Below are 12235 nucleotides of genomic sequence, written 5' to 3'. Positions count from 1 at the left end.
GTATGAAGCAACACCTATTGAATATTGGACGGTTCGAGTCCCCCGCATCACTCTGCGGTGACGTACAGACGCAGGGCCCATAACAATAAAAGGCGCAACCATGACCGTGCTATTGAGTGAGCGCAGCCAGATTTTCGATCGTGCAGATGCCTATGCCGTGTCCGACTATGTCAACCAGCACGTAGGCAGCCACTGCATCCGCCTGCCACCCAAGGGCCGCCCGCAGGCGAGCATCAGTCACCGAACCTTCTCCAGCCTCGACCTGTGCCGCATCAGCTACGGTGCGCCGGTGCAGGTGACATCGGTGGCGCTGGAAACCATCTACCACCTGCAAATCCTGCTGCACGGCCACTGCCGCTCGAATTCCCGTGGCGAAGAAGAGGTGCTGGGCCCGGGGGAAGTGCTGCTGATCAACCCGGATGACCCGGTGGACCTGACTTATTCCGCCGACTGCGAAAAATTCATCGTCAAAGTGCCGGTTCGCCTGCTGGAAAACGCTTGCCTTGAACAGCGCTGGACGTTGCCGCAGCCGGGCATCCGTTTCGCCGCACCGCGCCATGCACTCACTGAAATGGGCGGGTTCCTGCAACTGCTGGGGCTGATCTGTCATGAGGCTGAAAACGCCGCCGAACCGGAAGTACAGGGCCTCTACGAGCGCATCGTGGCCAATAAGTTATTGGCGCTGCTGGCCAGTAATGTCCTGCGGGTGGTCCCGCGGCCCGATCAAGGCGGTGGCTTTGAAGCGGTGCGCCAGTTTATCGAAGAGCACCTGACGGACGACATCAGCGTCGAACAACTGATGGCCATCGCCAGGGTCAGCGAGCGGTCGCTGTATACCCTGTTTGAACGCCAGGTCGGCCTGTCGCCTCGGGACTACATGCGCCAGCGCAAGCTGGAGCGGGTGCACGCCATGCTGCAACTGGCCACGGCGCGCAGCGTCACCGAGGTGGCGCTGGATCACGGGTTCGTGCACTTGGGACGTTTCTCCCAGGCCTATCGCAAACGCTTTGGCGAGCTGCCTTCGCAGACATGGAAGCGTCGGCTTGCGCCAGGTGGATAGCGAATTGCATTCAGCGGATATTGAGGGGTAGGGCAAGCACATAAGGTGGGGGCGCCTGATACAAGAACAACCGAGGGCCTACCCCATGATCAGCACATTCGACCGACTCGCCCGACAATTGCGCGACTCCGTCCAGGAAGATCCCGCCACCGGGGTGTTCCGCTGCCGCCGCGACATCTTCACCGACCCCGACCTGTTTGCCCTGGAAATGAAGCACATTTTCGAAGGCGGTTGGGTCTACCTGGCACACGAAAGCCAGGTGCCAGAGATCAACGACTACTTCACCACCTGGATCGGCCGCCAACCCGTGGTCATCACCCGCGACAAGCAAGGCACGCTGCACGGCCTGGTCAACGCCTGCGCCCACCGTGGCGCCATGCTCTGCCGCCGTAAACAAGGCAACAAAGGCTCGTTTACCTGCCCGTTCCACGGCTGGACCTTCAGCAACGCCGGCAAGCTGCTCAAAGTGAAGGACGCCAAGACCGGCGCCTATCCCGACAGCTTCGACTGTGACGGCTCCCACGACCTCAAGCGCCTTGGCCGCTTCGAAAACTATCGCGGTTTCCTGTTCGGTAGCCTCAGCGAGACGGTGCCGGAACTCAGCGACTACCTGGGGGAAACCCGGGTGATCATCGACCAGATGGTGGACCAGGCACCGCTGGGCCTGGAAGTGCTGCGGGGCAGTTCGTCGTATGTGTATGACGGCAACTGGAAGCTGCAGATCGAGAACGGCGCCGACGGTTATCACGTCAGTTCCGTGCACTGGAATTACTCGGCGACCATGGGCCGGCGCAATTACGAAGCCGAAGGCACGCGCACCGTCGACGCCAATGGCTGGTCAAAAAGCCTGGGCGGCGTCTATGCCTTCGAGCACGGCCATATCCTGCTGTGGACGCGCCTGCTCAATCCCGAAGTACGCCCGGTGCACGCACACCGCGAGGCGCTGGCCGAGCGCCTGGGCCAGGAGCGTGCGGACTTTATCGTCGATCAAACCCGCAACCTGTGCCTCTATCCAAATGTATACCTGATGGACCAGTTCTCCACGCAGATCCGCGTAGTGCGGCCGATTGCCGTCGACAAGACCGAGGTCACGATCTACTGCATGGCGCCCAAGGGCGAAAGTGCCGAGGAGCGCACCACGCGTATTCGCCAGTACGAAGATTTCTTCAACGTCAGCGGCATGGGTACGCCGGACGACCTCGAAGAGTTCCGCGCCTGTCAGACCGGCTACCAGGGCGCGACCACCTTGTGGAATGACCTCAGCCGCGGCGCGAAACAATGGGTGGAAGGCGCCGACGACAACGCCCGGGCCATGGGCATGAATCCGCAACTCAGTGGCGTCAAAACCGAGGACGAAGGGCTGTTCGTGCGCCAGCACGCCCATTGGGCCCAGAGCCTGCAACGTGCCATTGAACGCGAGCAGCAAGACCTGATCGCCACGGACAAGGAGGTGCTGTCATGAGCACTTCCCGCGACCGCCTGCTGGACTTTTTGTACCGCGAAGCGCGCCTGCTGGATGATCGCCAATGGGATGAGTGGCTCGAATGCTATTCACCCAAGGTCGAGTACTGGATGCCGGCCTGGGACGACCACGACACCCTGACCGAAGACCCCCAGAGCGAAATCTCGCTGATCTATTACCCCAGCCGCGACGGCCTGGAAGACCGCGTGTTCCGGATCAAGACCGAGCGCTCCAGCGCCAGCACCCCGGAGCCGCGTACCGCGCACCTGATCACCAACCTCGAAGTGCTGGCCGATGACGGTCAACACGTGGAGCTGCGTTTCAACTGGCAAACCCTCAGCCATCGCTACAAGACCACGGATACGTACTTCGGCACCTCGTTCTATCGCCTCGACATCCGCGCCGAACAGCCGCTGATCACGCGCAAGAAGGTGGTGCTGAAAAACGACTACATCCATCAGGTCATCGATATCTACCACATCTGAGGACATGCCCATGACGTACTCCATTGCCCTGAACTTCGAGGACGGGGTGACCCGTTTCATCGACTGCAAGGTGGGTGAAAAGGTCCTCGACGCGGCCTTTCGCCAACGTATCAACCTGCCCATGGACTGCTCGGACGGTGTGTGTGGCACCTGCAAATGCCGCTGTGAAACCGGCGCCTATTATTTGGGCGACGATTATATCGAAGACGCCCTGAGCGAGGATGAAGCCGGCGAGCGCCAAGTGTTGACCTGCCAGATGGTGCCGCAGTCTGACTGCGTGATTGCCGTGCCGGTGCCGTCCGGTGCGTGCAAGACCGGCACCGCGCAGTTTGCCGCGACGGTGGCGAGCATTACCCGGCATGCCGATGCCGCCCTGGAGGTGAGTTTCGAGCTGGACCAGGCACCAGTATTCCTTCCGGGCCAATACGTGAATATCGGCGTGCCGGACAGCGGGCAGACCCGCTCGTATTCCTTCAGCAGCAAGCCAGGCGCCAAACGCGCCAGCTTCCTGATCAAGCATGTGCCTGGCGGGCTGATGAGCGGCTGGCTGGAGCGCGCCCGGCCGGGCGATGCCGTACCGATGACCGGACCACTGGGGAGTTTCTACCTGCGTGAAGTGGCGCGGCCATTGCTGTTGCTGGCGGGCGGCACCGGGTTGGCGCCGTTCCTGTCGATGCTCGAAGTGTTGGCCGAACGCGTGGAAACCCGGCCGGTCCGGCTGATCTACGGCGTGACGCGGGATCAGGACCTGGTGATGGTCGAGGTGCTGGAAGCCTTCGCCAAACGTCTGCCCAATTTCAGGTTTGTCACCTGCGTGGCCGACCCACAGACCGCGCATCCTCAGCAAGGCTATGTGACCCAACACATGGCCGCAGACATGCTGAACGACGGCGACGTGGATGTGTACCTGTGCGGGCCGCCGCCGATGGTCGACGCGGTACGCCAACACTTCAAGAACCAGGGCGTAACCCCCGCCAGCTTCCATTACGAGAAGTTCACGCCCAACGCCATCGCCACCGGCGACGCCGCCTGAGGAAAGCACCATGAACCCACGTTTCAACAACAAGGTCGCGCTGGTCACCGGCGCCGCCCAAGGCATTGGCCGACGTGTTGCCGAGCGTTTGCTGGAAGAGGGCGCCTGGCTGGTGGCGGTCGACCGCTCGGAACTCGTGCATGAGTTGCAGCATGAGCGGGCGCTGGTCCTCACTGCCGACCTGGAGCAGCACGCCGAATGCGCGCGCGTGATGGCAGCCGCCAAGGCACGCTTCGGGGGTATCGACGTTCTGGTCAACAACGTCGGCGGGACCATCTGGGCCAAGCCGTTCGAACATTACGCCGAGAACGAAATCGAGGCTGAAGTGCGTCGTTCGCTGTTCCCCACGTTGTGGTGCTGCCATTGCGTGTTGCCCTACATGCTGGAGCAGGGCAGCGGCGCCATCGTCAATGTTTCGTCCGTCGCCACCCGTGGGGTGAACCGCGTGCCGTATGGTGCGGCCAAGGGCGGCGTCAATGCCCTGACCGCATGCCTGGCCCTGGAGACTGCCGGCAGCGGGATCCGGGTCAACGCCACCGCACCCGGCGGCACCGAGGCGCCGCCACGTCGGATCCCGCGCAACAGCCAGCCCCAGAGCGACCAGGAGCGCGTCTGGTACCAAAAGATCGTTGACCAGACCCTCGACAGCAGCCCGATGAAGCGCTACGGCAGCATCGACGAACAGGCCGGCGCGATCCTGTTTCTTGCCTCCGATGAGGCCTCTTACATCACGGGCGTGACCTTGCCGGTAGGAGGCGGCGACCTCGGCTGATAGGAATAGGCAAACCTCATAGATTTACCGGCATAGGTCGACAGTGATTACCTGACTACCATGGGAGTACATCCACCAAGAGCCATTTTTCATGACTACTCAAAAAACACTGTTCATCACCGGCATCAGCAGCGGCTTTGGCAAAGCGCTGGCAGCAGAGGCATTGGCTGCCGGCCACCGAGTCATCGGGACCGTACGCAATGAGACGGCCCTGCAAGCGTTCGAAGCGTTGTCGGCGGAACGCGCTCACGGGGTAATTCTGGACGTCACTGATTTTGAGCGGATCGACAGCGTCGTTGCCGAGGTGAAAACCCGTTTCGGCCCGGTGGACGTCCTGGTGAACAATGCGGGTTACGGCCATGAGGGGATTTTTGAAGAGTCGCCGCTGGAGGACATGCGCCGCCAGTTCGACGTCAATGTGTTCGGCGCCGTTGCCGTAACCAAGGCCTTCGTGCCGTACTTCCGCCAGCGCCGCCGTGGGCACATCATCAACATCACCTCCATGGGCGGCACGATCACCATGCCGGGCATCGCCTATTACTGCGGGAGCAAATTCGCGCTGGAAGGCATCTCCGACACCCTGAGCAAAGAACTCAAGCCGTTCAACATCTTTGTCACTGCCGTGGCGCCGGGTTCGTTTCGCACCGATTGGGCCGGCCGCTCGATGCAGCGTACGCCCCGCAGCATTGCCGACTACGATGCCAGCTTCGATCCGGTGCGCCAGGCGCGGGAAGAGAAAAGCGGCCACCAATTGGGTGACCCACAAAAAGCCGCGCAGGCGATGTTGACGCTGATTGCCAGCGACCACCCACCGGCGCATTTGCTGCTGGGCAGTGATGCGCTGGGTTATGTGCGGGAAAAACTGCTGCAATCCCTGAGGGATATTGATCAGTGGGAGGCACTGACGCGTTCTACGGATGGTTAAACAGTGAATCAGAGACTGTCCGGATCGCCAAAAAACATCTGAATCCTCGACCGCAACCACCGTTCCCCCGGATCATTGTCCTGTGACCCACGCCACGCCATGTGCAACTCAAACGTACGCACCGGCAACGGCGGCTCCTCAGCCCGCAACCCACCCGCTGAAGTCAGCGCTTCAGCGGCATAGTCCGGCACGGTCGCGACAATATCGGTCCCCGCCAGCAACGTCCCCAGTCCATTGAACTGCGGCACCGCCAGCACCACATGGCGCTTGCGGCCCAGTTTCTCCAGTTCTTCATCGAGAAACCCGCTCAAATCCCCGGCAAACGACACCAGGGCATGGGGCCGCGCGCAGAAGTCATCCAGGCTCATGGAGCCCGGCATGCTGTCGGCCCGCAGCAGCATCGGCTTGCTGCGGCGCAGGACCTTACGCTTGGCGTTGGCCGGCAAGTCGGTGGTGTAGCTCACGCCGATGGAGATTTCCCCGGAGGCCAGCAGGCCGGGCATCAGGATGTAGTTGACGCGGCGCACCACCAGCACGATGCCGGGCGCTTCGGCCCGCAGGCGCTTGAGCAGCAGTGGCAGCAGGGCGAATTCGACGTCGTCCGACAGGCCGATGCGGAATACGGCGGTGCTGGTGGCCGGGTCGAACTCCGATGCGCGGCTGACGGCGGTGGAAATCGAGTCCAGGGCCGGGGAGAGCAGGGCGAAGATTTCTACCGCACGGGCCGAAGGCTCCATGCTGCGCCCGGTACGCACGAACAACGGGTCGTCGAACAGGCCGCGCAGGCGTGATAACGCCGCGCTGATGGCCGGTTGGCCCAGGAACAATTTCTCGGCAGCGCGGGTCACACTGCGCTCATGCATCAAGGTTTCGAATACGATCAACAGGTTGAGGTCGACACGACGCAGGTCGTTACGGTTCATCTTGTGTCCCAGGCGGCGTCAGTAAACTTGACGGGAGCGGTCATATAAGAACAATGACCGGCATGAATCTTACGGGGAAAGGCTGGTACTCTGCACCGGCTAATTCAGTTTTCCTACATGGCTTGGTGCGTTTTCCGTATGTGCGGAATCAATGACAGGCATGTCGACTATTAACGGCGACCGGTGGTCTTGCTCCGAAAGCCCAGATAGAGTTCATGGCAATAGAGGTTACTTTGACGAGGTTTGCGATGTCCCGCACGATCCGTTTTCACAAGTTTGGTCCGGCCGAGGTGCTCAAATGCGAAGAGCATGCAGCCGCTAAGCCCGCACCGGGCGAAGTGCAGGTGCGCGTCGAGGCGATTGGCATCAGCTGGTACGATATTCTCTGGCGCCAGAACCTGGCGTCGTCCCATGCCCGCCTGCCATCCGGCCTGGGCCATGAAATGGCCGGTGTGGTGGTGGCCGTTGGCGAGGGTGTTGACGACCTGGCGGTGGGTGACAAAGTTGCCAGCTTCCCGGCCGAGAGCCCGAACGATTACCCGGTATACGGCGAACAGATCGTCCTGCCGCGTTCGGCCCTGACCCGTTACCCGGACGTCTTGAGCCCGATTGAAGCCAGTGTGCACTACACGCCGCTGCTGATTGCTTACTTTGCCTACATGGACCTGGCGCGGGTCAAACCCGGGCAATTCGCCCTGGTGACGGACGCCAGTCACTGTGCCGGCCCATCGTTTGTGCAGCTGGGCAAAGCCTTGGGTGTGCGGGTGATTGCCGCCACCAAGACCAGTGATGAGCGCGAATACCTGCTGTCCCTCGGGGCGGAAAAGGTCATCGTTACCGAAGAACAGGACCTGCTGATGCAAGTCAACAAGTTCACCGACAACCGCGGCGTAGATGTGGTGTTCGATGGCTTGGGTGGCCCGCAGATGTCGTTGCTGGGTGATGTGCTGGCACCTCGTGGCAGCCTGGTGCTGTACGGTCTGCAAGGCGGCAACCAGACCCCATTCCCGGCCTGCGCGGCGTTCCAGAAGAATATTCAGTTCTTTGTGCATTGCATCGGCAACTTCACCGGCAAACCGGAACTGGGCATCATCCAGGACCAGGTGGCTTTGCAGCGAGCCCTGCGTGACATCAATCAACTGACCGCCGACAAGGTGCTGATACCGCTGAAGACAACGGTATTTCCCTTCAGTCAGTTCGTTGAAGCACACCGTTATATGGACGAATGCCCGTGCCGCGAACGCGTCGCCTTGCAGGTAGAAGCTGTTTGATCTGTGGGAATATTCTCAAGAGAGTATTTCTGCCCCCGGGCGCATGGGGCAAATGCGCCATTTGACAGGGCTTAACCTGCTCACCGCTTGAATCGGGACTTCAACGTTTCAACCCGATAAATCACTTGCCCAACCCCTGACGCCGCCCTGAATCCCAGTGCGGCGTTGTCGTGTCTGGACATTCGACACCCCGCGGGTGCTCCCATCTGAACTGGTTTTAGCGGCGGTTCTGTATCTGTTAATCACGTCGCAAGTGCTGATTATTGCGCGGTCACTTTCATCTCAAGGATTGAGCAATGATTGAATATCTGAAATTACTCCGTGCGTCCGTTAAATCCAGTAATGCTCTATATGCCCGGCCAGGCGAAAAACTTATATTAAAGTTGGTCATGTCGGATGATTCTTTAATTTGTAAGTTAGGACAGAGTAGGAAGTTGTCAGAATATTCCTAAGGTTGCCCGTTTTAGCATTGAGCCCCGAAGCGCGGTGCTTTTCCTGGGCTGGGAGCCCTGGGGTGCGCGTTTTTGGGTATACCGCGGTGCTAATCTTTCATTGAAGTCACATGTTGCAACGCCCCTACAGAAACAACAGGTTGGGCAAACACCGTTAACGGTTGCCCGAAACTGATATTTCAACTCAGGTAGTAGAACTATGAGCGCTATTCACGAGCAAGCCATGAACTATGTCTATCAACAAGTATTGCAACGCTTGGTAGGGCATTTCTCACGAACAGAACGCACCTCGCTTCAATTATTGATTCAACGCATCGTGGTGGCGGCAGGTGGCATGGAGCGGATCGGTGAATACAAGGTGCTGCTGGCTCACGGTACGGGGGCTGGCACCAGTTACGCCTTGACCTTGCTGCGGGCGGCACAACTGACACTCGCGGGCCGGGCGCCGCGGACCTTTCAATTGCGCGTCGCCACCTTGCGCCATGCCGGCATGACGCAATCGGCGCTGGACACGTTGCATCGCGGCTACAGCGCGCTGTTTATGCATGACGATCCGCGTGTCGAACTGTTGATGGTGGAAAACCAGGAAGTGTTGCCGTTCAATCACCTGCGGCCGGCCTCCGGCACTGCGCGCGACACCAGCCGGCGCAACATGCTGATGGTGGGGCACCTGACCTCGGGCGATCTTCGCCAGACCTTGTGCAACGACGCCTATCTGGCCCTTGGCGACTTTTACCAGCGCGTGACCACGTGGAATGGCGGCGTGCATGCATTGGTCAGCGGTGATTCAGCGCGCAAGCAACGCGAGTACCTTGCGTGGCTGAAAAAAGCCGCGCTGGCGGCCGGGGTAGAGGTCCCGGCCCGCCAGCCCCTGATGCTCAGCGGGCTGTTTGCGCGCATGGATGAGTGGAGTCACGCTTATTACTGCGACGTCTACGGTGAGCACTACGATGTCGTCGATATGTCTGAAAAGGACAATCACCGCCACATGGCCTACATCTGCATGGCAGACCTGATGGCGGCGGCCGAGTACCCGTCCGGCCCGCTATTGCGGCAGTTTCTGGACTATAAACCCGACGAGTTTGGCTTCCATTTCAGCCACACGACCTACGCGAACCCAATGTTGATGGCCCATCTGCGAGGCTTGCAGGCCGAGTGCCTGCGGGAACTGGACTACGAGGAGGGCGCCTTGGGCTTTGTGCAGCAGGCCTTGCTGTTCATGCGCCGCAAGCAGATTCCCGAACCTATGATTGCCCAGGCTGCCACCCCGGAAGGCCGCGCCTTGTCCGCGGGCTATGCCCAGGCGCTGTTCGGGCTGGATGAAAGCCAACTGAGCTGCCTGATGTTTTCGCCGTTTATCCGTCACGGCGAGCGCCTCGAGAGCTTTTTGCGCCATTGCCACCCCGGCATGCTGGTGGCACTTCCCGAGCTGCACAAGGCGCTGCAAGGCAAACCGGTGGCCGAGATGCTGGTGCAATGGGCTGTCGACATCAGCGGGCTGCCGATCCACCTGTTGCAGCACCTCTATCGCAAACGGCCGGCCACCGCGGTTCCGTGTGCGGCCGCAGCCCTGCAGCAAGGCGCGCCTGCCATGGCAACCGGGCGTTAACGGGGTGACGGCGGGTGAGCAGCGATGAACCTCAAGGACGACAGGCAAACCGACTTCGCCTACCAAGCGGTGTATCGCTACATGATCAACCTCATCAACGAGGTTGGTACCGATGCCCGGGTAAAGTTGCCATCATTGCGGCAATTATCGGAGCGCCTGAACGTGTCGATCTCGACCATTCAATACGCGTACTCGTTGCTGGAAAAGGAGGGCCGGGTCTATTCGGTGGCCAAGTCGGGCTACTACGCCTGGCCGGTATTGAATAAACCGCCAGGCAGCAGCGGTGGTGATCTGCTGGAGCGCCTTTACGCCGGTGCAAGGCGCCCGGGAATGCGGGTGCTCAGCGCCGATGAACCGGCACTTGGGGCGTCTTTGGACGGTGCACTGTTGCTGCTGGAGCGCGAACTGTTACGTCACTACCCGCGTCATCTGCAGCCATGGTCGCAGCCGTGCGGCGTCTGGGAGCTGCGCGCGGCGCTGGCAGCGCGTTATACCTCGTCGCCCACCCGCTGCTGGCAGGCGGATGAGGTGTACATCGGTGCCGATCTGCGCGGGGTGCTGGAGATCCTGATTGAGGTGCTGGGGCTCAAGGGCGCGGCGGTCATCGTGGAATCGCCCTGTGACTGGTTGATCCTGCGCTTGTTGCAGTGCGCGGGCGTGAAGGTCCTGGAACTGCCGTTCACGGCGGACGGCGGCCTGGACCTGGAGCTGCTCGAGCAATTGCTCGGCAATGAGTCAGTTCAACTGGCGCTGCTCTCTTCGGGCGTCAGCCTGCCGTCCGGCATCGTCCTGTCCACCCATGACCGCCTGCAGTTGGTCCGGCTGCTGAACCAGCATGGCTGCTGGTTGTTAGAAAATGACAGCCATGGCGAGTTGGGCTTTGAGCAGCCGACCACCGCCTTGCGTGACCTGGCCAACCCCGAGCGCCTGATGGTGTTTTCCACCTTCGAAAAAATGCTCGGGCCCGAAGCGCCGTTTGGCTATTTGTTGTCCCGCCACTTGAGCGGCGAGCTGCAACGCCAGTTCCTGCTGCGTGAATTCCGGCTGTCCTCCATCCGCCAGCGGGCGATTGCGCGGCTCTATCTCAGCGGGCGGATCGACCAGCATCTGCGGGAGTTGCGACCGAAACTCAACGAGCAGTCCCGACTGATGAACCAGCATCTGGAGGAGCATCTGGGGGAGCAGGTGAGCTACCGAATGCCTGCCGCTGGCACCACCTTCTGGTTGCGCTCAACGGCGGTGGTGGACATGCGCCAGGTGTTCCAGCGCCTGCTCACCCGGCAGGTGGTGATTGCGCCGGGAGAGCTGTTCAGCATCAGCGGCCTGCACCGCCAGCACCTTCGGCTGAGCCCTACCTTTGACGGGGCGCATCACCTGGAAAACGCCCTGGATGAGCTGGCCCAGGCGTTGAGGCAGGCACAGACCGGCGTCGAATGAAATTTCACTGATTGTTGTAGGATTTATAACGTCGCGGAGCAGTCCAACTCTCAGTAAACTGCACTTTTTTCCGAATCCTTCTCTTTCAGAGGTTTATGCATGACTCTCAGTCCTTTTGCGGGCAAGCCGGCACCAGCTCAACTGCTGGTAGACATCCCGCGACTGGTAACGGCCTATTACACCGGCCAGCCTGATGCAGCGATCTCCACCCAGCGTGTCGCCTTTGGTACCTCCGGGCACCGCGGCAGCTCGTTCGACCTGAGCTTCAATGAATGGCACGTGCTTGCCATCAGCCAGGCCATTTGCCTTTACCGTGAAGCCCAAGGCATCAACGGCCCGCTGTTTGTCGGCCTGGACACTCACGCGCTGTCGACGCCTGCCGGCGCCAGCGCCCTGGAAGTGCTGGCGGCCAATAGCGTGCACGTGATGCTGGCCGAGGGCGACGAGTACACCCCGACACCGGCGATTTCCCACGCCATTATTTGCTACAACCGTGGCCGCACCAGCGGCCTGGCCGACGGCATCGTGATCACGCCGTCCCATAACCCACCGCAAAGCGGCGGCTACAAGTACAACCCGCCGAATGGCGGCCCGGCCGACACCCACATCACCAAGTGGATCGAAGCCAAGGCCAACGAGCTGCTGGCCAATAAACTGGCCGGGGTGAAGCGCATCACCCATGCCCAGGCCCTGAAGGCCGATACGACCCATCGTCACGACTACCTCAACACCTACGTGGCCGACTTGGTCAACGTCATCGACTTCGATGCGATCCGCGGTTCAGGCCTGCGCCTGGGCGTTGATCC

10 protein-coding genes and 1 pseudogene are annotated in these 12235 nt (G+C 60.9%); 10 read left to right on the top strand and 1 reads right to left on the bottom strand.

The window, feature by feature from the left end:
* Positions 1-100: 100 nt before the first annotated feature.
* The 6 genes from JFU58_RS10235 to JFU58_RS10210 all read left to right on the top strand — a co-directional run bounded on the left by JFU58_RS10235 (position 101) and on the right by JFU58_RS10210 (position 5737).
* A complete protein-coding gene (locus JFU58_RS10235) occupies positions 101-1060 on the top strand; it encodes an AraC family transcriptional regulator (RefSeq protein WP_201140526.1) in 960 nt (319 codons plus the stop codon).
* A gap of 85 nt (positions 1061-1145) precedes the next feature.
* On the top strand, positions 1146-2522 hold the full coding sequence (locus JFU58_RS10230; RefSeq protein WP_177025318.1) for a Rieske 2Fe-2S domain-containing protein: 1377 nt from the start codon (positions 1146-1148) through the stop codon (positions 2520-2522).
* Positions 2519-3007, top strand: a complete 489-nt coding sequence (gene benB, locus JFU58_RS10225; protein ID WP_063030372.1) for a benzoate 1,2-dioxygenase small subunit — start codon at positions 2519-2521, stop codon at positions 3005-3007. The genes JFU58_RS10230 and benB overlap by 4 nt, the downstream gene beginning before the upstream one ends.
* A gap of 10 nt (positions 3008-3017) precedes the next feature.
* Positions 3018-4040 carry a benzoate 1,2-dioxygenase electron transfer component BenC gene (gene benC, locus JFU58_RS10220; protein ID WP_201140524.1) on the top strand — a complete coding sequence of 341 codons (1023 nt, stop codon included), beginning with the start codon at positions 3018-3020 and terminating at the stop codon, positions 4038-4040.
* 10 nt (positions 4041-4050) lie between these two features.
* The gene (locus JFU58_RS10215; RefSeq protein ID WP_063030369.1) at positions 4051-4812 is read left to right on the top strand and encodes a 1,6-dihydroxycyclohexa-2,4-diene-1-carboxylate dehydrogenase; all 762 of its coding nucleotides are present in this window, start codon (positions 4051-4053) and stop codon (positions 4810-4812) included.
* 91 nt (positions 4813-4903) lie between these two features.
* Positions 4904-5737, top strand: coding sequence for an oxidoreductase (locus tag JFU58_RS10210; RefSeq protein WP_201140522.1), 834 nt, complete (start codon positions 4904-4906; stop codon positions 5735-5737).
* Positions 5738-5745: 8 nt separating this feature from the next.
* Here the strand turns inward: JFU58_RS10210 and JFU58_RS10205 are convergent, their stop codons facing one another.
* Positions 5746-6660 carry a LysR family transcriptional regulator gene (locus JFU58_RS10205; protein WP_003217142.1) on the bottom strand — a complete coding sequence of 305 codons (915 nt, stop codon included), beginning with the start codon at positions 6658-6660 and terminating at the stop codon, positions 5746-5748.
* Positions 6661-6908: 248 nt separating this feature from the next.
* Between JFU58_RS10205 and JFU58_RS10200 the strand changes: the two genes are divergently transcribed.
* The 4 genes and pseudogenes from JFU58_RS10200 to JFU58_RS10185 form a co-directional block, all read left to right on the top strand.
* On the top strand, positions 6909-7931 hold the full coding sequence (locus tag JFU58_RS10200) for a zinc-dependent alcohol dehydrogenase family protein (RefSeq protein ID WP_017479702.1): 1023 nt from the start codon (positions 6909-6911) through the stop codon (positions 7929-7931).
* Positions 7932-8582: 651 nt separating this feature from the next.
* Entirely contained in the window at positions 8583-9992 is a 1410-nt protein-coding gene (locus tag JFU58_RS10195; RefSeq protein WP_242488249.1) for a hypothetical protein, read from the top strand.
* Between the two features lie 24 nt (positions 9993-10016).
* Entirely contained in the window at positions 10017-11429 is a 1413-nt protein-coding gene (locus tag JFU58_RS10190) for an aminotransferase-like domain-containing protein (RefSeq protein ID WP_201140520.1), read from the top strand.
* Positions 11430-11528: 99 nt separating this feature from the next.
* A pseudogene (locus JFU58_RS10185) lies at positions 11529-12235 on the top strand (alpha-D-glucose phosphate-specific phosphoglucomutase); the annotation flags it as partial.

This window comes from Pseudomonas sp. TH34, assembly GCF_016650865.1.
GTDB classification, from domain to species: Bacteria; Pseudomonadota; Gammaproteobacteria; order Pseudomonadales; family Pseudomonadaceae; genus Aquipseudomonas; species Aquipseudomonas yamanorum.
The sequence above is the reverse complement of the archived record's forward strand: the minus strand, read 5'-3'. Positions and strand labels throughout refer to the sequence as shown.

What these genes read in the sequence shown, in the direction of transcription:
- JFU58_RS10235 (WP_201140526.1), top strand. Translation starts at nt 101, where the DNA reads ATGACCGTGCTATTGAGTGAGCGCAGCCAGATTTTCGATCGTGCAGAT.
- JFU58_RS10230 (WP_177025318.1), top strand. Translation starts at nt 1,146, where the DNA reads ATGATCAGCACATTCGACCGACTCGCCCGACAATTGCGCGACTCCGTC.
- benB (WP_063030372.1), top strand. Translation starts at nt 2,519, where the DNA reads ATGAGCACTTCCCGCGACCGCCTGCTGGACTTTTTGTACCGCGAAGCG.
- benC (WP_201140524.1), top strand. Translation starts at nt 3,018, where the DNA reads ATGACGTACTCCATTGCCCTGAACTTCGAGGACGGGGTGACCCGTTTC.
- JFU58_RS10215 (WP_063030369.1), top strand. Translation starts at nt 4,051, where the DNA reads ATGAACCCACGTTTCAACAACAAGGTCGCGCTGGTCACCGGCGCCGCC.
- JFU58_RS10210 (WP_201140522.1), top strand. Translation starts at nt 4,904, where the DNA reads ATGACTACTCAAAAAACACTGTTCATCACCGGCATCAGCAGCGGCTTT.
- JFU58_RS10205 (WP_003217142.1), bottom strand. Translation starts at nt 6,660, where the DNA reads ATGAACCGTAACGACCTGCGTCGTGTCGACCTCAACCTGTTGATCGTA.
- JFU58_RS10200 (WP_017479702.1), top strand. Translation starts at nt 6,909, where the DNA reads ATGTCCCGCACGATCCGTTTTCACAAGTTTGGTCCGGCCGAGGTGCTC.
- JFU58_RS10195 (WP_242488249.1), top strand. Translation starts at nt 8,583, where the DNA reads ATGAGCGCTATTCACGAGCAAGCCATGAACTATGTCTATCAACAAGTA.
- JFU58_RS10190 (WP_201140520.1), top strand. Translation starts at nt 10,017, where the DNA reads ATGAACCTCAAGGACGACAGGCAAACCGACTTCGCCTACCAAGCGGTG.